This is a genomic window from Halolactibacillus miurensis (assembly GCF_900116255.1).
GTDB classification, from domain to species: domain Bacteria; phylum Bacillota; class Bacilli; order Bacillales; family Amphibacillaceae; genus Halolactibacillus; species Halolactibacillus miurensis.
This window is the reverse complement of the sequence record NZ_FPAI01000035.1, coordinates 1-23,126: the sequence shown is the minus strand read 5'-3', so window position 1 is coordinate 23,126 and position 23,126 is coordinate 1. Positions and strand designations below refer to the sequence as shown.

Sequence of the window (23,126 nt, the reverse complement as noted above, 5' to 3'; positions counted from 1 at the left end):
CGTTATAAAGAGTCATTAATTCATGAGTAGATAGTGATGGCAAGTGGCATACAAAATTAATTGCCGTTTAACGCAATTGTCTATTGCCTAATACAACTTGAAGAAGCATACTATAGCATTGGCTCAAATTCCATAATGTATCATGTATTTGTGTGGTTCATAGTGATGAGCCAAAATCGAGGCACCAAACCTCCCTAAGCTATAATAAAAATTCAACTTCCAAAAACTAACAAAAGTTTTAGCGAAAACTTGTTTTGCATGGTGTTTTTCAGTTTCGTTAAGTATCTTTAAACACCAAACAAACACCAACGCGAAATCAAAATTGCTTTAAATAGCGTGTTTTCACCTTCAGTACAGTATCAGTGTTCATGTTTTCAAAAAACACGGATATGTTCTTATCCTTTAGCTACCTAATATACTTTAGGCAGTCCAGAGTGTTCTGGAAAAATCGACCGATGGACTTTGTAATTACCCGATCGATGTTGCCTTCCATGTACTCGTCAATCTGATTAAACTCTTCTCATTTTGTCGAGTTTGTGCCTGAAATACCGTCATCGGCAAATATACCAGCAATCTCCCGTTCTTCATTTTTCTTTATAAACTCAGTGTAATGAGCAACCTGGACCTCATAGCTCGAATTCTACTCTTCCGTTTCTATAGAAACTCGGCAATAAGCAGCAACACGTAGTTTCTTTACTTTTTCATTTTGCGGCTGTACTTCCGCCTATTTAATGTACTGGATAAATTGCTGTTATACTTTTCTTATCTAAAACGATGTATTTCACACGTAAAGAAACCGTGATTATCCTCCTGGTTAAATGCCAGATTTCAAATCACGGAAACTACTAATTTACATGTATTTTTACGCTCTTACTTTGCTACCCTTGACATCAAGACTATCGTCTCCACATGATATACTTAGGCTGTTTCTTTTTTAAAAAAACTTCATAAAACTACTGATTTAAAGCTAGTTTGACACCTACATCACTCACACGAGAAATATTTTTTAATTAGACTATTCTAAGTTTTTTATAGCGTCAGCAACATGATTATCAATTTTTTAACACTTTTAACTTTGCCGAATCATTAATTTGATTTACTTCATGCGCCTGAATGATAAATTCAGAGTTCAAATATAAAACAAAAATCTATTTATCTGTTATCTACTTACACACCAGCTATTTCTAAATTAAACTGGCTAATTATTTTATTCGTATTATTAATCACGTCACTATTCAATTTCATATAAAGCTGTTTGTCACCAATAATATAAAACTCTTCTTTAGCACGTGTTGCAGCCACATTCATTATATTCGGATTATCTGAACCAACTGCCCAGTGTGCAGCACCGGTAGATCTTGTATCCGCTCCAAGCACCATGAATACAATGGCAGCTTCTTTACCTTGGAATGTATGAACAGTACCTACGTTCGTGGACTTCTTATTTTCATCATAACGAGTGAAACCAATTTTATCTAATTCTTTTGTTAATTGATATGCAACATTTTTAAAAGGTGAAATCACATAAATTAAATCTTTTTTACTTTCATCATTTATATCTGGATTATCTTTAATCATTTCTGATATTTTTTCCTTTAAAAATTCACCCTGCTCTTTCACATATTTATCTATAGCATTTCCACGAATATTATACCATTCAGCTTTACCAGATACCTCGTTACTCTGCACCATATTTCCACCATAAGATATTTCATTAGAAATACTGAACATAGGGTACTTACATCTTCTATGTACCCATAAAGGAATTCCAATCCATTCTTCTTTTTCTGCATCTTTATAAAATCCATATTGGCTCGCTTCATCAAGCAATGTCTGAGTTGATGCTGATTCTGATAGATATTTTTCAGATACACTAAAAGATTCTCCAAGCAGTCTTAAAATACCTGAGTCTAAGGTCAATACCGGCTTGATTTGTGCAGGATCGCCTACTGCCATAATATTCCTACTTTTAAAAATTGCACCTACACTGGCTTGCGGTAGAGCTTGTCCCGCTTCATCAATAAATAAATGACCTAAAGTTTCTTTTTCAAAATTCGCACACATTCGTGACACACTTGCAAATGTCGAACTTATGACAGGTATAGCTATATTTATCCAATTCCATGCTTGAGTAATAATTAATTTATTATCAAGATAATCAATTTGCTTATTCCATATGATAGAAGCTGCATTTAAATTTTTTCTATTTTCATATAAAAATTGTTTACGTACTTTCAAAGCATCAATAAACAACTTTGACTGCATTATTCTATAATCTTCATCAAACCAAGGACTGATTTTTTGAATTTGTTCATAATCAAGCTCCATGTCTAGTGCGTTAATTTGATTATGATTTAGGCTTTCTTCAAAGTTATTGATTCTTTCCCGCATAATTTTTAGTTCATCTTGATTTATTTGTATCCAATTTTCAATCAATATTTTATCTTTATCAAATTTTTGTTCTAGTTTTTTAAATCTATTGGTAATCTCTCTTTTTTCATGTACAATTCTGTTTTTTTCTCTACCTAGTTCTATCTCTTGTTCAATTATCAACAGCAGTTGATCAGAATAAACTTTTCGTTTCTCACTATATATCTGTCTTGTTTTTCCCCGACTAAACCAACTTGGCTTTTGAAACTTTAATGCTTGTAATGATTCATTTGTTCTTGTCTTCTCATTTTCCAACTCATTTATTTTTACATCTATAAATTGAAGTTCATCATCTAATCTTATTTTTTGTTCTTTTATATCCTGCATCTCATTGATATCAGATATATTTTTCTCTTTAATAGATTTTTCTTTTTTAGACTTATCTTTTAAAAAATTCCTTTCTTTTATTTTGAACTCACGAGATAGCTTTTGCATCTGAGCATAATCATTTGCATTTTTTTGACTTGCTTCTTTATAAGATTGAACTTTTTTGTATTGCGTCATGAAGTTATCATATGTTTTTTCATCAGGTTCATAATCTTCATTTAAGTAGTTCAGGATATGCTTTAAAACCGTTAAAACATATTCCATATTATCTTTTTTTCCACCTTCTAAAGAAAAAACTCCCCAGTATTTATCTCTATCATTATTTGGTTCAGCTTTTAATACCTTTCTAAATTTCCCGTTTTTTTCTTCTTTCCATTCATCTGATACTTCTGAATTAGCTATATCTTTAAAATAATCTGCTTCAAAAATATCTTTTCTAAACATCTCATTTATTTCTGATGTTAAGGGAAGTTCATTAACTATATTTTGAACTGCACCGTTATTTGAACTTACAACCACTATTCCTTTTTCTGCAATAATCTCAGGTATTTTACCAATGGATGCTTTCTGAAAGTATGCTGTTTCTTTAGATCCATAAATAACCTTATTTGATAAATTACAAATATCAACCGCCTGTTGTACAATTAATTCTGAAAAGATATCTTTAAGTAAAGTTGTTTTACCTGTTCCTGGCGGCCCGTTTACACTTCTCATATTTTTATTGTCAAATCCAATTGCTAAATTAACGGCAATCTGTTGCATTAAAGAAAGTGCATGCTCTGGATTACTTGGAAATCTTGAAACTGGAAAATTTGATGGTTGCAAAACATTTTTAATCGTATCAGGATTATACTTATCTGATTCAGATCTACAATCCAAGTCAATTCGTTTAGATCTCTTTCCTAATAAATAAGCATCCAGATTTTCACTATCTATGTGCTTGGCAATCTCTAAATCTTTTACATAAAATGAATGTAAATTTGTCTCATCTGTTGCTATATTTGAAACGACCTTCATCCTACATTGCTTTATATCAACAGAGAATTTATTCAGTAATTTTTTAAAAGCCGAATTAAAACTTTCTTCATAATCTGCGTCTGCATTAAAATCAAATAATTCCTCAATATATTTTTTTGTTCCCTTCTCAAAACTGTCAAATTCCCTCTCACTAGGAATGTTTTTAAATTGTTTAATATAGTGACTCATTGTGAAGAAAGTCATTTCTTCATTTAATATAAGTTTTTTATCAAAATATATAGCAAATGAAAATTTGTCTCCCATTTCAATCTCTTGTTGCGACCGAGATAAACGATATTTTTTTCTTAGTAACTCAACAATTTCATTAAATGAGAATATATTAAAATATAAAACTATGCCACCCTTTTGGTGACTTTTCAATCTTCTCTCTTCAATTTTGTTTTTAAATAAATCATAATAATTCTCTTCGTGCAAGTCATTCCATGTTTTCAAGCTCTTGTCTCTTAAACTTATACTTCCTTCAGATAGGTGCTCAACCATTATCCAGGATTCTAATATATTATTTTTACTGTCCATATTGATTATAATCTCTCCTTAGACTAGTTCTTCTTCGAACTATATTTCCTACTCTTCCTTTGAACACCATCTTCACCTTTCACAACATTACTTCTATTTTTCTTCTCGATTTGTACCGCTTCAAATTGCTCTTTTGAAATGATTGCTGGATGATTATTTTCTGAAACATAATGTTCTTGGTGTTCTCCCACATTAAGTAGTCTAACTACACCAATATATTTTTCATTGCTTAACATAACATCGATTGTACGTTTATTCCACTTCTCTTTTCCTGTCGGTGTTTTTATTTCACGTTTTTCCAATTCCCGCTTTATCCCTACAATACTATATCCTTTCAAATACAAAGCAAAAATCAACCGAACGTTTTTAGACTCATCTTCCTTAATAACCAACTGACCTTCTGTATCATTTTGATAGCAAAAGCATTTTCGATTATATAATTTTGATGTGCCTTGTGCCGCATGGCGTCTGTATCCCCATTTAATATTTTCACTGCGCGATTCATTTTCTGCTTGTCCAATTGATTCAATAATTGAAATCATCAATTCACTATCTGTATCAGCTGTATCGAGTCCTTCTTGTTCAAATATGACACGAACCCCGTGTTCTCTTAACTTATGAAGTGACTCCAGCACTTCAACTGTATCACGACCAAAGCGACTAATGTTTTTAGTGATAACGATCTCTATCTTCTTTGCCTGACAACCTTCCAATATATGCATAAATTCTTTTCGTTTTGAACCTGTCTTCCCCGATGCAATATCTATATATGTATCAACAAGCAATCAATTCGGAGTGGCGGCTGCTAACCTGGTAAGTGCAGATACCTAGTTTGTTAAACTATTTAATTGTTCCATGCTGTTCGAACTGACTCGGCAATAGATTCCTACGCTATTTTGACGTTTAACAGGTCTTGGTGGAATGAAATGAACTTTTCTATTTTCAGACATTTTCTTATCCTCCAGAAATCGTATTGAAAATATCATACTTAAACTAATCACATTCAATTTATTTTCAGCAATATTAGTTAGTCTAAATATATCACGATTTCCTTCAATTATCTATCCTGTCAACTCCCCTACTGAAAATCTAACCTATCAACTCAACCCCAAATTTCAATGCTTGTAAAGCCAATAACAAAAAGGGGTTCACCTACGTTTATTCACTAAAATAAACGCAGGTGAAACCCTATAAACCTTGCTATATCAACACTTATACTACACTTATTCATCCACCCTAGACATCAACGCTACCACCTCAACATGTGCCGTCCCAGGAAACATATCGACAGGAATCATATTTTTGACTTGGTACCCTTTACGCGTCAGTTTCTCTAAGTCTCGCTTTAACGTAACCGGGTTACAAGAGATATAGACAATCTTTTTCGGTTTCATAAAGGCAAGTGCTCTGATGAAGTCATCGCTACTACCTGCACGAGGAGGGTCCATAATGACCGCATCGACAAACTGCTTGCGTTTGGCACTCTTGATCATAAATTCTCCCGCATCGGCGTTATGGAAGAAGACATTTTTGATGTCGTTTCGTTTCGCATTATTGATCGCATCTTTAAATGCATCGTTATTCAGTTCCACACCAATGACTTTCTTGACGCGTTTACTGGCAATTAATCCGATGGTACCAATACCACAATATGCATCGATAATCGTTTCATTGCCGGTAAAGTTCGCTAAATCTAACGCCTTATTATACAAGATGTCCGTTTGAACGGGGTTCACCTGGTAGAATGACTTCGGAGAAATTCTAAACTTAAGCCCACACAGTGTATCTTGAATAAAACCTTTACCATAGAGCACCGTTTCACGATCACCTAGTACCATACTTGTTTTTTTGTTGTTGACGTTCATCACAACGGTCGTGATTTCTGGGTGTTTTTCAAGTAACGCTTTGACGAAGTTTTTACGCGACGGAAACACATGGGTCCCGAGTACTAACACGACCATAATTTGACCACTTTCAAAACCGGTACGGATAAGAACGTGTCTTAAGAGACCTTGGCGCGTATCTTCATTGTAAGGGCGCATTTTAAACGATTTTAATAACCCTCTGATTGAGACGATAATTTTATCCGCGCGTTGGTCATGTAAGAGGCACGAATCAATGGGCACGACTTTATGCGTGCCTGATTGATAAATACCAGAAATAATCCGGTTCCGACGATCGGTTTGGAACGTCGCATGGATTTTATTCCGGTAATAGTACGGATCTTTCATCGGGATAATTGGTTCCACGCGGCCAAAGGCCTTTAATAACTCAATCACCTGTTTTTGTTTTTGTTCTAACTGTTTTTCATAAGGTAAGTGCTGGACTTGACACCCACCACAAATATCAACGACGGGACATTTCAACTGTCGGTACGTTTGATTAGATTGCATGTATAAGCTCCTATCTCATCGCTTTCTGTTCGACTAAACCACGACTAACTACAGTATACAATATTATTGAGATAATCACAGTCAAGATATCAGTTACTGGTTGAGTATAAATGATTCCATTTAATCCTACCGTATAATCGAGAATGTACAACAGTGGAATAAAAACCAACCCATGTCTGGATATAGAAAGGATAAGTGATGGAATGACTTTACCTAAACCTTGAAGGACATTAATGAAGATAAACATAACCCCAACAATCGGTCCTGAAATAATCAAAGCTCTAAGCATCGTTGTTCCGTAATCAATCACAACCGGGCTATCAATAAATGATTGAACAATCGCATCCGCAAAGACCCAATAAATCGCTGTGAGTATACTACCTAAAATAACGGCGGTAATAATAGAAAATTTAATAATGCCTCGTAGACGATCAAAATGCTTCGCCCCATAGCTGTAACCAACAAGTGGTTGAATCCCTTGACCCAGACCAATTTGAACAAAAATCATAATGAGATTGGCTCGAATCGCGACACCCATGGCGGCAAGTTGAATATCTCCATAACTCATTAAGAAATTATTTAAAAAGATATTGGCTACACTCAGCATGAGATTGTTTAGTGATGCTGGAATACCAATCGCCAGTACACCGACTAACACACCGTTCTTAATCATAAAGTCTTTTGGTTTAACCGATAGAATTGACTTTCCACTCACTAAATAGAAAATAAAGAAAGCTGCCCCGAACATATTACCAATGACCGTCGCAATCGCCGCACCACTGACACCCATATCAAACCCTAAAATAAGAATCGGATCTAAGATTATATTGGTAATTGTTCCAAGCATCATGCCTTTCATCGCAAGTGTCGACTTACCTTCTGATCGGATAATGTTACTAAACGTTTGCGATAAAATAATAAACGGCGCACCTATCGCTAAATACGTTAAATAATCACGTGTATAATCAACCGTATCGGCACTAACCCCTATAATATTTAGTAGCGTCGGCATAAATACCCAAAATGTGACCATTAATACTAACCCGATAATAATCGAGGCATAAAAAGCAAAAGAAGACACATGCTTCGCATATTCCACTCGCTTTTCCCCAAGGGCACGTGAAATCATCGATGTTCCACCAATCCCGAGTAATACCCCTGCGGCAATAAATAATGAAAACACAGGCATCGACAATGTGATCGCCGCTACTTGTAATTCATCCCCTGTTTGACCAATAAAAAATGTATCAGCAATGTTATAAATAAAGACAACCATCATACTAATAATGGCTGGAATCGAATTTTTTGCGACCGCCTTTGGAATCGACATCGTCTCAAATAGTTCTTTATCGTACTGCATAACTTTCCCTCACCCTCTAAAATTATTCTTTCTACTCACTTCTCTTATGTCTCGTTTATCTTTGTTTTCTATAGAATGAACGAACGGATACTCGTTTATACGCAAAACAGTTGATACCACTCACTCCGCCTGTCTTGTGGACAGATAGACAAAAAAAGAGCACTCGTTTCCAAAAAAGCTTAAGCTTGGAAATGAGGCTTCGACATACACGCACGAAATATGTAGAACACTGTCAATATTATCTAACGGTTATGAAAAAAAGTCAATGAAAACACCTTGCTAAAGCGAAAACAGATTGACACTTGATCACACTTTTGATGAATAGGAAAAAACAACACTTTTGTGAACAAGAAAAAAACACTTCACTTTTCCTTATGACTCTAGTATAGTAATAGGTATTTCCATTATAAAAAGACAAATGTCCACATCAGAAGAACACTCTCATTATGTGTCTCACTTCTTGTGGGCATAATAATGAATGTAAATCATATCAATAAAGAGATACATAAACACACACTTGGAGGGAAAACAATGCAGCTACAAACACTACTAGAAGACATTAACAGTATTTTATGGGGACCGATTATGCTTATTTTACTCGTTGGTACAGGCGTCCTCTTTACCATTCGCTTAAGAGGGCTCCAAGTAAGGAAGTTCGGGATGGCCTTTAAACAGACCTTTGGTGGTATGTTTAAGAAAAGTCAGGCTGATGAAGACGGGATGAGTTCCTTTCAAGCACTCGCAACAGCCATTGCCGCACAAGTTGGTACCGGTAACTTAGCCGGTGTTGCAACCGCCATTGCGCTTGGTGGACCGGGCGCGATCTTTTGGATGTGGGTCAGTGGCTTCTTCGGAATGGCGACGATTTTTGCTGAAGCTGTCCTTGCTCAACTTCATACTGAAAAGCGCGACGGCGAAATTACTGGCGGTCCCGCTTACTATATTAAGAACGGATTAGGCAGTAAAGGATTGGCCACATTTTTTGCCATCTCGATTATTATCGCCCTAGGTTTTATGGGGAATATGGTCCAATCAAGCTCCATCGCAGAAGCTGTCTACGCGGCTTTTGAAGTACCTAACGTCGTCACAGGTGTCGTGATTGCTCTTTTAGTTGGGCTGATTATTCTTGGAGGTATTTCACGGATTGCGTCATTTACTGAAAAAATCGTACCGATCATGGCTGGCTTTTATATTTTAGGCGCTCTCGCTATTATCGTGATGCATGCCGATATGATTTTACCCGCTTTTGAAATGATTTTTGTCGGAGCTTTTAATCCAAAAGCGGCGACAGGTGGTGTCATTGGTGTCGGTTTAAAAGAAAGTTTACGTTACGGAATTGCTCGTGGCGTATTCTCTAATGAGGCTGGTATGGGGTCAACACCACACGCCCATGCGGTCGCGAAAGTGAAGCACCCGGCAGAACAAGGCCTTGTGTCTATTATGGGTGTCGTTATTGATACAGGCATTGTCTGTACATTAACCGCTCTTGTCATTCTGACAACAAATGCGTTACCTACGGGACTCTTTGGTGCCCAGCTCACACAAGAAGGCTTCACGATTGGTTTTGGTAACTTCGGTACCACCTTTATTGCTATTTGCTTATTTTTCTTCTCACTCTCAACCATTATCGGTTGGTACTATTTCGCGGAAGCGAATGTGAAATACCTTGCCGGTAAAAAAGGCGTACCTGTTTTTCGTCTTTTCGTCTTGATTTGTATCGTGTTCGGTACGACAATGAGTGCTGAAATCGTATGGGAACTGGCCGATGTTTTCAATGGCCTCATGATTATTCCTAACTTAATTGCTTTACTCGGTTTAAGTTCACTCGTAATTAAAGTCGCCAATGATTATGAAGGACCTTTTTTACATCACAAAGCCTCTCAATACGAAAATAAACGCATCAGATAACGTTGTTAACTTCACTGCTGCAAGAGGTCAATCACCGCTATACTTTTTGATTCAACCAACCAATAAGCCGCAAAAGATGTAGATATCTACAATTTTTGCGGCTTATTGTGTATCATGACTTATTTGATTGTAGTGCACTACTTTGTTTCTTCCTGATTGTTTTGCTTTATACATCGCTTTATCTGCTTTTAAAATAAGCGTATCACTGTCGTCACTTGATGTGAACGTCGAAACACCAATACTAATCGTGATAGGCACCGTGAAGAATTGATCCTTCTCAACATGCGCTCTCAACAGTTCTGCCGCTTCCGTTGCGGCTTTTTCTGTTAAGTCGGGCATTAAGACGACAAATTCTTCCCCACCAAAACGCGCACTTGTAAAAGACAAGTCTTGATGATACACCATCGTATGCGCCAAGTGTATCAACACATCGTCGCCTACACTATGACCGTATTGATCGTTGACGCGTTTAAAATAATCAATATCTAACAACATAAGTGAGAATGACTCTCCCGTACGGTTAAAGCGGTGGATCGCTTGTTCTAAACGATCAAGAAACACTCGACGATTATACAATTTAGTGAGCCAATCTCGGGTGGCATAGCGTTTTAATTCTTTATTTAACGTTAGTAGTTGTTGCTGCTTTTCGATTAGCGTAGTATGCAGCGCTTCTTTTTCTTTCAACACTTCTTCTAATCGCTTATTGATTTCTTTCAATTCTTTTTCATACTTAATCTGCCGTGATACCGGAAAAATGATACAATCAATCACGGCCTGATCATGTTCATTAAATAATTTCGCGCTGAACAGACAATCCTTTAATTGTGACTCCTTTGTCTCTAAAGTGATATAGATGTCTTCTACTTGACCGACTGCTCTCAGTTTCGGGTAGACTAAGGAATGAAAGAAAAATCGTCCCGCATTATTTAAAACGTGTTCGATATGGGCACCATTAAGTTCCACTTTTGTGTACTTCACAAAATCAGCGAAGGTTTGATTGCAATTGACGATATGCCCTGCAAGATTTAAACTAACAAAACTGGCAATCGCTTCGTCCCATCTGGTCTCCTCCATCCCTTCACCTCCCATACTCCATCCTTTATCTCTTTTTAAAGATAAGCTTTTATGGCGTCAATCGTCTCCTGCGGATGACTGACATGTGGATAATGCCCCTTCGCATCCATGGCATGTAGCTGACTATCTTTCATTTGATCACGCATATACTCCGCTACTTCTAACGGGACAAAACTATCCTCTGAACATTGTAAAATCACCACAGGTACCGATACTTGAGATAATAACTGACGATAATCCATTAGTAACGTCACCTTCAAGAAAGTATAGGTTATTTCTGGATCACTTTTTAGAAATTCATCTTCTATATATTGTGATTTTTCAGCGTCAACAGACGTAGGTAAAGCAACAGGCGCAAGAAAACTTGCCCACCCACTATAGTTCATTTCCATCATCTCTAAAATTTGATCAACATCGTTACGTGTAAAACCACCATAATAGTCTTCATCATTGATATAGTGCACAGAGGCACCAATCGTAAATATTTTCTCAAATAAATCAGGGCGTTTAATCGAAGCAAGTAAAGCAATCAGCCCACCAACAGAGTGACCGACACATAGAACATTTTGCCACCCGTAACTGTCGCACAGTTCAATCAAATCATCACTATAGCCGTCGATCACTTGATATTTTTCTTTTGCATAATAGGTTAAGTCTGATTGTCCCGATCCCATTAAATCAAACGTCATCACTTGATAGTCATCAGTAAAGTCTGGCAGTACCCAGTCCCACGTCTTTTTGTTTGAGGCGAAACCATGAACAAAGACGATGCGCTTGTCGCCTGTTCCTGAAATACTTACATTGAAACGTTCCTTCATTTCTTTTGTCATGTTGACTCACCCTCATTCATTTATGTTGTCTTATTATTCACTTCCCGATTAAGTCAGTGAATATGCGTCTTGTTGTAGTTTGTTGTTCTTCCCGGCTGATCGTGTTTTCACCGTCACCATCTTGCTTACCGTATGAACCGAAATTGGCATGATTACCGCCTTCTATCACGTTATACGTCGTATCTTCTGGTAACAGCGATTGACTTGTCTCAAAAGATTCCCAATTTAAAATAGTGTCGTTGCTTGCGGTGATGGAGACTACCGGAAAATCAACAGCTGATAGATCATTATTTTCAGCTGGGTAAGCTCCAAGAAAAACAAGGCCATCAACCGCTTCTGGCACGTCACTTAAATAAATCGATGCACTGGCCCCACCTAATGAATGTCCACTTAGGTAAGTAGGCAGTTCTGTTGGCTCACTTTCCTGCACATCTTCAATCGCATCCGCATTTAAAATAGCTAGATTTAATGGCATTTTTATTATAAACACTTCATACCCTTCATCAGTTAACGGCTCAAGTAGCGGCACATAACTTACCGGTTCAACAAGTCCACCTGGATAAAAAACAAGTCGGACTTCGGGTTCGTTTTGTGATAATTTAATCCAATCGGCTGTTTCGGTCACATTTGGTAAATCTAACATATCACTGGCTTCTTCTAATGGCTTATAGGTATTTATCTTAAGAAATATAAACGCAGACAAACTAATTAATATTATAACCGCTATTAAAATAAAACCAATACGTTTCATTAACTTTTTCTTCTTTGTCACTTTTATGACCACCCTTCATATCTCTATTGCTTAAATAGGCGTTTCTTATGTGACTATGCTCTCGTTTTTCTCTCGTGATTGTTGTTATATCATACCAGATAAGAGTAGATCATTCACATCCAATTATTTAAGCATCCGCTCTAAACGTTTTCTCCTTAGATTCCGTTCTAGTCATACACATAAATATCCTGTGGTTTAATAATCGTCTTATTAGCTATGATTGCGATTAATACACCTAATGACACAAAACTTATTCTTTCAATCGCGACCAAAAACACCTGATTCATAAGAGCACCAGAGGCTACAACAGATATCGTTACACATATGATTTTTTCTTGATAATTACGCGTGAATGCATCTAAGTAACCGCCAAGTAACACGACAGCTTGCCTTAAAAAGCTCGTCTGTATGACTGTAAAGAGGCTAAGAACAAGGATAATCCCCATGATGGTGCCTGTTAAACGTTGTTTTGCCCGTTTTCGGCATGATTCCTGTTGAAATTCTGTTAATGAGAAGACCGTATAAACAATCCATCTCCCTTGGTCAATAGCGAAGATGTCCACAATAAAGCTAGCAAACGCAACGGCAAACGCTAAACGCATAGCATAATAAAATCTTACCGAATGTATTTGCTTATGTTTTATCAGGTTGAATTTATCTCTTATTTCAGCCACCGCTTGACGAGAGAGTGACATGAGTGGCTTATTCTTTCGATTTACAGTAAAAGAAACGGTGCGTTTTTTAATAATCATTGGCACCAAACCAATCAGTAACGCACCAATAAATAAAGCAACCAATCTCATCATCACGTCTTCCTTTTGAACGGGGGTATACAACATGAAAAGGTACTGTAAACCAAAAGGAATCAAGATGGTCTTATTTAATCTTTCTGTTAAATAATATCCCATCATATAAAAAGATATAACATTAAGTATAACCCCTAACAACAGCTGTTGACTAGCGAAAAAAGTAACGACACCAGAACCTACATTTAATAAGATTAAAACGATGAAATTGCTCGTCACTGATTGTGATGAGTCTTCATTCATGAGTATAAGAAGGGCAATTAATGTACTCACACCGACTAACGTATTACTGGTACCAAAGATATCCTTAAAAACCTTAACGAACAAAACTATAAACAGAAACAACATTGTCTGTGATCGTATTTTTTTCATGATGTACTTCTCCTTTCACCTTAAACAATGAAGCATTTTAGCACACCATCTTTTGTTTGACAATTTTTTCACCCTTTGCGACTAAGGCGCTCTTACTACTTTCTTTTCACCTCATTAATTAAAGCGAGCCCTCCCCATCACAACAACCCTTAAACTATTTGAAGCGAAAATAATCGCAAATTTTTCCGGCAACCTCATCAGGACTTAAATGCGTATTGTCTATTTTTAAGTAATGTTCATACGGTACCTCTCCTGGATGACTGACCATACGGTAGCGTGTCTTTTCTTCTTCCATTCGCTTTTCAGTCGTCTCGATATCACGTTTAGACGCTTTTTCTTTTAAACGCAGTTCCGTTTTATTCCGCTCAAACCTAGTCCCGTCATCTGTCACAAGTTCCACGTAGTAACAAGTCGCCCCTTGACTCGTAAACTTATCATGTAGCGTCTGAACATAATCCCAGTCATCCGGCTCACTAAACGCCCACATGAAAGTAAAAATGAGCCCTTTTTGATTGGTTTTGAGAAACTCATCAAAGATGACGTCACGCGTCTTTTCTATTGCTGGAAGATGGAACTCCCCGAAAATTTCTAACACCGGTTCAATCATCATATGGTTATGGAATAGCCTTAACCTTGTCTGTTCCATTAATGCTTTACCAACCGTCATTTTCCCGACAGCGCTGTCACCAAAAATCAATACAAAATCCATTTTTCACCCTCCTCTTAGGTGACACCTTATCCAATAGGTTCCTTCTCTCATATTAGAGAAAATAACGATACAGTTATGATAAGATGTTGTCAAAGATCTTTTAACTTTTATGTCAATCTTTCAGGATTATCAAAACGATGCATCACCCTTATTTCTTCCATCATAGCGTGAAAAGGAGACAGGCACAATGACAAATCATCAACAATCTTATGGTTTTAAATTTAAAGGAGAGTTTCAACAGCGTATTGCTAGTATCCATTCGATTGGAAAAGAAACCCAAACAAGCACGAACTACCAGTGGGATGGATTAAAACGAAATGAAACAGGAAAAGTTGTGTTTCAATATACCCTTGCGGGTGAAGGGGCGATTCGGATTGACGACACAACGATTTCTTTAAAGGCTCATGATGCTTTTCTTGTGCCATTACCGAGTAATCATTGTTATTACTTACCGGAGACATCTGATGCTTGGTCTTTTGTTTATATTACGCTTTATGGAGATGAAGCCGTCAGACTCTTAACGGATGCGATTGATACATATGGTCACATCCTTACATTTAAACGGGAGAGCCGACCGATTCAGTACCTCTTTTATTTACTCGATAAATTATCGTCAACAGGTATGTCTTATGGTTACGAACTGTCACGTCACGCCTATACGTTTTTAATGGAACTCTTACAATATATCGAACACGACCAAGCGCAAGACACTGAATTACCACAAGCCATCGCCAAAGCCGTCGCCTTTATTGAGTCACATTTTGATCAAGATCTCGCGCTTTCAGACATTGTCGCTGTCTCAGGTCTATCGACGTATTATTTCACCCGGCTATTTAATCAAACCATGGGTGAGACACCAATCAAATATTTAACGAAAGTCCGTCTGAATGAAGCACTCACCTTACTACAAGACCGCACACTGACCATTGAAGACATCGCCATCCGCGTCGGATTCAATGAGGCGAATTATTTCAGTAAAGTCTTTAAAAAAGCGTTAGATATTCCGCCGAGTCACTATCGCAACAGCCGTTCTTTTATGCCTGTTAACCAATTATTCTTAGATTAAACAAGCGCAATATTTTACTTATTTTATTTTTATTTTCGATTGCCTCTTGATATGAATGCGCTTAAAATACAGTTAAGACAACAACTAATTAAATGATATATATCATCACAAGGAGGAAACAACAATGAATAAAATTACTTTTTTAGGCGCAGGAAGTACCGTATTCGCAAAGAATGTGTTAGGTGACTGTATGACGGTTGAGGCGTTACAAGATTTTGAGTTTGCGTTATATGATATCGATCATGAACGGCTTGAGGACTCAGAGCGCATGTTGACAAACTTAAAAGAAAGTTTGCAGTCAACGGTAAACGTCGTCGCCTATCATGACCGAAAAGAAGCGTTACGCGGCGCGAAATACGTGATTAATGCGATTCAAGTCGGCGGTTATGATCCTTGTACAATCACGGATTTTGAGGTACCTAAAAAATACGGCTTACGTCAAACGATTGCCGATACACTCGGTATTGGTGGGATTTTCCGTAACTTACGCACGATTCCAGTCATGCAAGACTTTGCGAAAGATATGAAAGAGGTCTGTCCTGATGCATGGTTTTTAAATTACACGAATCCGATGGCTGTTCTTACGAACATCATGCTAAAGGAAGGCATTAAAACCGTTGGTCTATGCCACAGCGTCCAAGTTTGTGCGGATCACTTACTTGACTCGCTTGATATGCCAAAAGACAATATCCAGTGGAAAATCGCTGGGATCAACCATATGGCGTGGTTACTTGAGATTACGCAAGACGGTAAAGACCTTTATCCTGAGATTAAACGTCGCGCCAAAGCCAGACAACAAGACAAACATGATGACATGGTCCGCTTCGAACTCATGGACACGTTCGGCTATTATGTGACCGAATCATCTGAGCATAATGCGGAATACCATCCGTACTTTATTAAAAAACAGTACCCTGAACTTATTGAAAAATATAACATTCCTCTCGATGAATACCCACGTCGCTGCGTGAATCAAATCGAGGGTTGGAAACAAATGCGAGAGGATTTAATTCACGATAAAAACTTAACGCATAAACGATCACACGAATATGGGTCGTACATTATCGAGGCAATGGAAACAAACAAACCGATTAAAATTGGTGGAAACGTCTTAAACACAGGCCGTCTAATAAGTAATCTACCTGAAAATGCCGTCGTTGAAGTCCCATGTTTAGTTGATGCGAGTGGTGTCAATCCAACCTATATCGGGGACTTACCGGAACAATGTGCTGCCTTAAATCGCACCAATATCAATACGCAACTGTTAACGATTGAAGCTGCCTTAACAAAAGATAAACAGAAGATTTATCAAGCCGCACTCCTTGATCCTCATACAGCTGCTGAATTATCGATTGATGACACGATTCAATTATGTGATGATTTAATCGACGCTCACAGGGACTGGCTACCTGAGTATAAATAGGACGGCCATTCTTTTATTGTCATTTGCTTAAACGAGCGCTAAGAATCAAAACCAAAAGAAAAAGTTTACCTGTGAAGCTACCCAGGTAAACTTTTTCTTTTCTAGTATAATGACAGGGCGTCCTCCCATGATTCCTTCTATGTTAGACTAATTTACTTTGATCAACTGATACCGTAATCTTATCAATATCATGATGGCGACCAAAGAGCATCTGACTTGTCTCCACATCTAAAGTGTGACCTTGATAGACGGTTTCTTTACCTGATACGTCAGTCACAATCATTTTTTCTTCATCGCTTAACACGTAGATGACAGGTACCGTAAGTGCCGTAAAGCCAATCGTGTCTTTAGCTAAAGTAAGTGATGGTGTCGTTTCTAGGTTTTGACGGTAAGCCAATGACCATTGTTGGTCTGTCGTTAAGAATTCTTCTTTTGATAATAACACAGGATCAAAGCTAAGTTGACCGTTCTTTACAGTAACCCCAAGCTCACCGAAGCGCGAAAGAATATCTTCTTTTACTTGCCCTGTCATACCAGGTTGTTGCACACCAGCGAAGCTTGGTGTATGTGAATAGGCTTCCGTTGGGAAGGCACCATAGTCTTCTGGTGTCTTATCTACCCCAACACCAGCCTTAATGTCACGATAATACGTCACGAGCTGTTCGGCATCAGAAGTCATGCCTTCTTCGTTATACACATCGATGAAGTTTTCTTGTGTTGCCAGAAGTAATTTCGATACCATGTGCCAGTAGATGCTGCCAAGTCCTTCGTATTTATAGAAGGTACCTGATCGACCGGTAAAGGCGTGGTGGTTAAAGAGATTTGTGAAAAGATCTTCAACGACCATAATATCTGCTTGTTCGTAGATATTTAGCTTCTCTAGTGCTTCTCTTACCTCTTCACCATTTCTGAAGCGACCGTTAAAGTGGTAACGCCCATCGACATCTTGTTCAATGATGCGTGTCTGGTTAGTTTCTAATTCTTGTTTAAGAATAACTGAGCCTTGAACATCTTCAGCCGGAATAATATTCTTCTCTAAGAATTTAGGTAAGTCCCTGTTCGGATACAACATGTAGCTGTTTTGGTCTTGACGGTAAATAGCACTCTCTTTTAGTGACGCTAAAACGTTAATCACTTCTTCTTTCGGTAGAGCTTTTGAACTTAATACGGCCACTTGACCTTCTAACATTTCATATAAATAATCGACGTTACAACTATTTTCATTAAAACGAATCAAGTTATACGCATGATACAACCCGTCTTCGCGCTTGTTTTTTACAATCGTATCTTTTAAGTGTGACAACGACACATCAATGAAGTCTTGTAGTGCACTGACAGATAGGTCTACTTTTTCACCAGAGAAACTTTCGTTATAGACAGTCTCACGGTAGTTTTCACCAATCTCACCTAAAGCTTTGACAATTAAATAACGTGTCTCGTCAGAAATAGGTTCACCTAGAATTGATTCATGTGATTTCAATACGTCAAACGTTTGGTCAAACATCTGCTTCACTTCCGCTGATACTCTAATAGAATCTGTTGGTAAGTCTTTCACAAGTTGGTCCATGTAAACTTGGAACCGGTGCATGTAGTAAAGTGTCACCATGGATAACCCGTTACCAACAAGCGCATTATTAGCATCGTTCCATTCTGGACGCTGGGTATTCATCCAAATACCACCTTCTGGTACGTAGTTTGAAAACTTCGCCAGTAATGTGACTAATAATTTCTCCATAAGGTTAACGTGGTAGACACGATCGTTATGGTAGATGAGCTTGCCATCTGAACCAATGGCTTGGACACGTTGATTGATGACGTGTTCTTTCGCATCATCATAAATAATGCTGTTTCGTGGGTCTTTGACTAAGACCTCAAAACCTTTAATTCGGTAAGGCACATGCGCATATGCAAACATATCCTTTGATAATAATGTCTGTAGCTTTTCTGGGTTATAATCTTTTGATAACTCAAGTAATTTTAACAGATAGATGATTTGATGGTCACCCCAGTAGCCGATATTTGACCAAGGATCTTCTGGGTCAAGGACTTCCCAGTCAATGCCTGCTTTCGTAATCCGGTACGGATTATAACCGTCAGCGGTCGAAGCATTCACGAATTTTGCGATAATACTTTCAATAAAGGCTGGATATGAAAACGAAAGCGCTTCCCAGTTTTGAAAGATATCTCGCCAGTTCCCTTCAAAGTTTAACGCTTTTGAGCCATCTTCTTTTGTCACTTCTATATTAAATTTATTCCACGGACGACTTGGGTCACCATGACGACGGCTAAACGTCAGTGGTAGATATTCAAACAAGAGTCTTTCTAGATTCGGATTCTTTTGATCTTTGGCGCGATCAAGTAAGTCGTTGTAATGTAAGGCGTGAGATAAGCTAGTGAAAAAGGCTGTTTCATCACGATAGACCGCTTGATTCCATTGTTTCACAAATTGTATCAAGTCCTGTTTATCAATCATATAACCATCGGCATAAATACCTCCGCGCATAATGTTATACAACGTATTAGAAAAATGACGGTAGCTTGCCTTTTCATTAGCCGTGTGTTGGAATCCGTCGGCATTGAAGACGAGTTGACGTAAGTTTTCTGAACCAAGTGCCACATCTTCTTCTACTGCTTCTATTAATCCCTGATCTTCAGCTAATGTTTGTTTAAGCTCTAAAATATCAGCAGCACTTTGATTTAATTCAGCAACAATGTACCACGACTTTTCAGCACCTTTTTCTAAGTGGACAACATCGGACACATAATAAGCACCGCGACGTCCCTTAACATCCTCTTCTGTTTCAATACCAGCATTAGATGAGAACGCTTTAATTTGTTGTTCTGATAAGAGATACGTAGGTTGGCCCAATCCTTTAGACCAAACAGTGGTTGCTTTTAATGATTCACTTGGTTCTGCCTTATCAGTCAGAATAGAACTCAGTGTATAAATGCCTAAACCGACATCTTCGTGTAGCTCTGAACGTTTATAGCCATCAACTAGTGTACTCTTTGTTGTTTGAAGTAATGTATTAACGCCGTATGGCAAGATATTTCTTAACCCATCTAACACACGCACACTGACGGCTTCATCAGTCGTGTTGATGAGTGTTGACTGTTTAATAAAACCATAAGCTTCACTTGTTTTTAATGTATAATTAAACGTTAAACCTAGATCAGTATTAATTTCTTCAAAAATAATTTTATCACCTGTCGTATTTTTATAAAGATTACGCGTGATGTGATAAACACCTGCTAAATGCGTTGAAAATGGTTTCCACAAATAATCTTTCTCACCTTTTGTTACAATCAACGTTGTATCTGGCCCCGTTGTTTCAACACTGTCGTGGATTTTGTCATCTGTCTCATACGGAAATAATGCTGATTCCGCATTTTTTCGTCCAGCAGTTAACCCTCCTGTACTTGATACGAATAACCAATGATCGGTATCACTGACGACGGTCATAAAAAATGGTGTCATCTGATTCACATGCTCAATTTTAAAGAAAGTTTCATTATTTAATGTCATCATTTTTAGCGAAACCGCTTTCGAATTTTGGTATAAAAAACTCGTTCCTAAATATAAATCGCGTAAAGTTTCCATAAAAAAATCCTTTCTATCATAAATTTAATGAACTGTTGTCCCCCTGATTATATCGGTCGCTCATCCATTGTGCAATCAAGAGGAACAAAATGAATAACAAGTCGTAGATTTTCGTGAAGATTGACATAAAACACCTCGTTCTCTTGTGATAAACGCCTGCTTTTAAAACATGATTTCCCATGCTATTAAAATCTTATGATATCAACAAGAGAACCGCTTTCGAAAAGAGTTAAAATCTCTTTATTATACCCATTGTAAACGGTTTATTACGAGAATACAACCCTTTTATTTTTGTCGTATATGGAAAACTTTCGCTCGCTGAAAACAATCATACTATCATTACCCTATCCACAGAAACTGTTCGAGTTAAGACACGTGACAATAGCGACAACGTATCAGATTAGTTTCGGTAAAACTGATAACGTCGCTCCCATGTTTTAGTCTCACCCGGTGTTAAATCAATATCAATAAATACTTCTGGACTGACAACATGATTACGGCCCCACAGTGCCATCTTCTGAGGTGTAAAGCAAGTCAAGTCTCTAACTCCTGCTTTTATCTCGGTGTGATACAGCTCCCAGTTATATGGTGCGCTTTTTTCATTCAGATCAATATGCGCATAAAAGTCACCATCCGGTACAACCGGCCATGTTAGTTGCTGATTCGTCTGTTTAATTGTCCCTACCGCCACCTCTAGATGATTCATTTTAGGTAATGTCAGCTGATAGTTCTCATTGACGGTTTCGTCATTGATACCAATAAAGTTATGGGCATACTCACTGGTTTTAAATGATTCATCTCCGGTATTTTTAAGTGTATACCGGATCACAACGTGACCATCTAACAGAGAGATCTCTTTATTTAAGTGAAAGCCATAGCCATTGTCATTATGAGCCTCTGCATCAAACGTGATGCTTGAATGTGTGTAAGACACGTGAAACTTAGCTGGAGTAACGTCATAACGACGGAAGAAGTCATAGTCACTTTCGCTATCTTTCGTCAGTAACCCGACACCTATTTTCGGAAATTGTTGTCCAGCCTTAACTTTGTCATAGCCGAGTGGTTGATCTATACCGAATTCATTACTGAGTCCCATACCACCTGTCCCAACACCCTTTTCTAGACGTTCCGGCACACAGAATGTGACCGCATCATCTAAAGTAATTTGTGTAATAAAGCCGGTCCAATCAAACCTTGATCCATCATATACTTCACCTGGTGCAGCAACATTTACCTTTAAACGGTTATTTTCTAGTACATACATCTTTCATACATCCTTTCGTATTTGTGTGCTCCCTTTAACTTGAACTACCCCCACCTAACATTCTCACGAATATTTGAGGAAGGGGATTCCATAAGGACACCCTAAAGGCGACCCATGCTCATTCAACTAAGCATAGGTTTTTCTACTCTCCAACCGCCGCAAACCTATTTTCTCAACATCTGTTAAAGCATGTTGGGGAAATAGTGTGTCCCAGGAACACAACTTGCTTTGGTCGAATCGTTCTGTCTGGTAGAACGCATGGGTTCTAACAAAAGACAGGGTACGCATCATATACGCCCATTGCGCCCAATGATGTAGACCTTGTTTCTGCTCTGGAACAAGTGAATACAACATCGGTGGGAGTATTTCTTTAAAGCCCATTGCCCGACGGGCAATGACATAAGCGGCTGCCATGTGAATGGACACACCGAGCCGCTTCATATATTTCATCTTGACAATTTGACTGGTATAAGCAGGGTTAACAACGTAGACAGCAACCCCCATTTTTTCGGCTCTTGACTTGATTGCTAGGATCATCTTTTGATAAGCAAACTGACTCATTCGACGATTCCCTTTTTTATGTCCATAGGGACGCGACACTTTGGACCTCGTCGTATCTAATCTTTCGATGGCAAGTGGTTTATGATGTTTAACGGCATAGTCAACGAGGGCAATGACCTCCGCTTCTATTATTTTCGTTGCCTGTCCACTGGTTTTACCCTCTAAGTTAAACTGAAGAGTAAAGGCATCCACACATTGACCAATGTCGTTGACATTGGCGACAGCGAGATGATTCACATTCAAATCAACACCAATCATGCCCGTTGATGTTGAGGTATTCAGATAGGGTGTAGCCGGCACATCAATTAAGCATTTAACGATATAGTAGTCACCATGGTCCTCATGCGACCATGCAATCGGCTTCCCATACTTTTTCTTATCTTTCAGGTTCATTTGTGTCTGAATGGCACGATTGACATGATCTTGACCATAAGGAAAAACAACGTCAGAGAGACTAATGACGCATTGGTCGATCGCTTTAAAGGTAAGGGTATGCGTCTCTGGGTGATAATGAAACACAAAGTTACCTGATTTAGCATCTTTCCGTCCTGAAATGGTCATCTTACCGTAACGCGCCGCTGCCCAATCTTTCTGCCAACGCTCAGGATGAGCGTGATAAGACTTTTGTGTTAACCGGCCGCGCGCGAGTTTCTTACTCCCGAAACACACACCCGTC

The 23,126-nt window shown here is 38.1% G+C and carries 15 protein-coding genes; 3 read left to right on the top strand and 12 right to left on the bottom strand.

Features of this window, described 5'->3' with window-relative positions:
• Positions 1 to 1,167: 1,167 nt before the first annotated feature.
• The 4 genes from BM390_RS15780 to BM390_RS14080 all read right to left on the bottom strand — a co-directional run bounded on the left by BM390_RS15780 (position 1,168) and on the right by BM390_RS14080 (position 8,064).
• Positions 1,168 to 4,311 (bottom strand): DEAD/DEAH box helicase, encoded by a 3,144-nt coding sequence (locus BM390_RS15780; protein ID WP_089855539.1) that lies wholly within the window; start codon positions 4,309 to 4,311, stop codon positions 1,168 to 1,170.
• 23 nt (positions 4,312 to 4,334) lie between these two features.
• Positions 4,335 to 5,096: a recombinase family protein gene (locus BM390_RS14090; protein WP_197274778.1), complete on the bottom strand. Its 762-nt coding sequence runs from the start codon at positions 5,094 to 5,096 to the stop codon at positions 4,335 to 4,337.
• A gap of 438 nt (positions 5,097 to 5,534) precedes the next feature.
• The gene (gene rlmD, locus BM390_RS14085; RefSeq protein WP_062321360.1) at positions 5,535 to 6,704 is read right to left on the bottom strand and encodes a 23S rRNA (uracil(1939)-C(5))-methyltransferase RlmD; all 1,170 of its coding nucleotides are present in this window, start codon (positions 6,702 to 6,704) and stop codon (positions 5,535 to 5,537) included.
• A 10-nt stretch (positions 6,705 to 6,714) separates the two neighbouring features.
• Positions 6,715 to 8,064, bottom strand: a complete 1,350-nt coding sequence (locus BM390_RS14080) for an MATE family efflux transporter (RefSeq protein WP_089855536.1) — start codon at positions 8,062 to 8,064, stop codon at positions 6,715 to 6,717.
• Between the two features lie 531 nt (positions 8,065 to 8,595).
• On the opposite strand from BM390_RS14080, the gene BM390_RS14075 reads away from it, so the two are divergent.
• Entirely contained in the window at positions 8,596 to 9,972 is a 1,377-nt protein-coding gene (locus tag BM390_RS14075; RefSeq protein WP_089855533.1) for an alanine/glycine:cation symporter family protein, read from the top strand.
• Positions 9,973 to 10,074: 102 nt separating this feature from the next.
• On the opposite strand, the gene BM390_RS14070 is transcribed toward BM390_RS14075, so the two are convergent.
• The 5 genes from BM390_RS14070 to BM390_RS14050 all read right to left on the bottom strand — a co-directional run bounded on the left by BM390_RS14070 (position 10,075) and on the right by BM390_RS14050 (position 14,535).
• Complete coding sequence (locus tag BM390_RS14070; RefSeq protein ID WP_062321362.1) at positions 10,075 to 11,046, bottom strand: GGDEF domain-containing protein; 972 nt, start codon at positions 11,044 to 11,046, stop codon at positions 10,075 to 10,077.
• A 35-nt stretch (positions 11,047 to 11,081) separates the two neighbouring features.
• Entirely contained in the window at positions 11,082 to 11,876 is a 795-nt protein-coding gene (locus BM390_RS14065) for an alpha/beta fold hydrolase (protein WP_062321364.1), read from the bottom strand.
• A 37-nt stretch (positions 11,877 to 11,913) separates the two neighbouring features.
• Positions 11,914 to 12,648, bottom strand: coding sequence for an alpha/beta hydrolase (locus tag BM390_RS14060; protein WP_089855530.1), 735 nt, complete (start codon positions 12,646 to 12,648; stop codon positions 11,914 to 11,916).
• A 167-nt stretch (positions 12,649 to 12,815) separates the two neighbouring features.
• Entirely contained in the window at positions 12,816 to 13,826 is a 1,011-nt protein-coding gene (locus tag BM390_RS14055) for an FUSC family protein (RefSeq protein ID WP_062321370.1), read from the bottom strand.
• Between the two features lie 154 nt (positions 13,827 to 13,980).
• Positions 13,981 to 14,535, bottom strand: a complete 555-nt coding sequence (locus BM390_RS14050) for a DEAD/DEAH box helicase family protein (protein ID WP_089855527.1) — start codon at positions 14,533 to 14,535, stop codon at positions 13,981 to 13,983.
• Between the two features lie 187 nt (positions 14,536 to 14,722).
• On the opposite strand from BM390_RS14050, the gene BM390_RS14045 reads away from it, so the two are divergent.
• Positions 14,723 to 15,601, top strand: a complete 879-nt coding sequence (locus BM390_RS14045; protein WP_062321372.1) for a helix-turn-helix domain-containing protein — start codon at positions 14,723 to 14,725, stop codon at positions 15,599 to 15,601.
• Positions 15,602 to 15,725: 124 nt separating this feature from the next.
• Positions 15,726 to 17,024 carry an alpha-glucosidase/alpha-galactosidase gene (locus tag BM390_RS14040; protein WP_089855524.1) on the top strand — a complete coding sequence of 433 codons (1,299 nt, stop codon included), beginning with the start codon at positions 15,726 to 15,728 and terminating at the stop codon, positions 17,022 to 17,024.
• A gap of 142 nt (positions 17,025 to 17,166) precedes the next feature.
• Here BM390_RS14040 and BM390_RS14035 read toward each other — a convergent pair whose 3' ends face one another.
• From BM390_RS14035 to BM390_RS14025, 3 genes are all read right to left on the bottom strand, one after another.
• Positions 17,167 to 20,625, bottom strand: a complete 3,459-nt coding sequence (locus BM390_RS14035) for a 1,3-beta-D-glucan phosphorylase, GH149 family (RefSeq protein WP_089855521.1) — start codon at positions 20,623 to 20,625, stop codon at positions 17,167 to 17,169.
• Positions 20,626 to 21,025: 400 nt separating this feature from the next.
• Positions 21,026 to 21,889 carry a hypothetical protein gene (locus BM390_RS14030; protein ID WP_089855518.1) on the bottom strand — a complete coding sequence of 288 codons (864 nt, stop codon included), beginning with the start codon at positions 21,887 to 21,889 and terminating at the stop codon, positions 21,026 to 21,028.
• A 126-nt stretch (positions 21,890 to 22,015) separates the two neighbouring features.
• The coding region (locus BM390_RS14025; protein ID WP_143103195.1) for an IS200/IS605 family accessory protein TnpB-related protein at positions 22,016 to 23,126 on the bottom strand (1,111 nt) is incomplete at its 5' end.

What these genes read in the sequence shown, in the direction of transcription:
- BM390_RS15780 (WP_089855539.1), bottom strand. Translation starts at nt 4,311, where the DNA reads ATGGACAGTAAAAATAATATATTAGAATCCTGGATAATGGTTGAGCAC.
- rlmD (WP_062321360.1), bottom strand. Translation starts at nt 6,704, where the DNA reads ATGCAATCTAATCAAACGTACCGACAGTTGAAATGTCCCGTCGTTGAT.
- BM390_RS14080 (WP_089855536.1), bottom strand. Translation starts at nt 8,064, where the DNA reads ATGCAGTACGATAAAGAACTATTTGAGACGATGTCGATTCCAAAGGCG.
- BM390_RS14075 (WP_089855533.1), top strand. Translation starts at nt 8,596, where the DNA reads ATGCAGCTACAAACACTACTAGAAGACATTAACAGTATTTTATGGGGA.
- BM390_RS14070 (WP_062321362.1), bottom strand. Translation starts at nt 11,046, where the DNA reads ATGGAGGAGACCAGATGGGACGAAGCGATTGCCAGTTTTGTTAGTTTA.
- BM390_RS14065 (WP_062321364.1), bottom strand. Translation starts at nt 11,876, where the DNA reads ATGACAAAAGAAATGAAGGAACGTTTCAATGTAAGTATTTCAGGAACA.
- BM390_RS14055 (WP_062321370.1), bottom strand. Translation starts at nt 13,826, where the DNA reads ATGAAAAAAATACGATCACAGACAATGTTGTTTCTGTTTATAGTTTTG.
- BM390_RS14050 (WP_089855527.1), bottom strand. Translation starts at nt 14,535, where the DNA reads ATGGATTTTGTATTGATTTTTGGTGACAGCGCTGTCGGGAAAATGACG.
- BM390_RS14045 (WP_062321372.1), top strand. Translation starts at nt 14,723, where the DNA reads ATGACAAATCATCAACAATCTTATGGTTTTAAATTTAAAGGAGAGTTT.
- BM390_RS14040 (WP_089855524.1), top strand. Translation starts at nt 15,726, where the DNA reads ATGAATAAAATTACTTTTTTAGGCGCAGGAAGTACCGTATTCGCAAAG.
- BM390_RS14035 (WP_089855521.1), bottom strand. Translation starts at nt 20,625, where the DNA reads ATGGAAACTTTACGCGATTTATATTTAGGAACGAGTTTTTTATACCAA.
- BM390_RS14030 (WP_089855518.1), bottom strand. Translation starts at nt 21,889, where the DNA reads ATGTATGTACTAGAAAATAACCGTTTAAAGGTAAATGTTGCTGCACCA.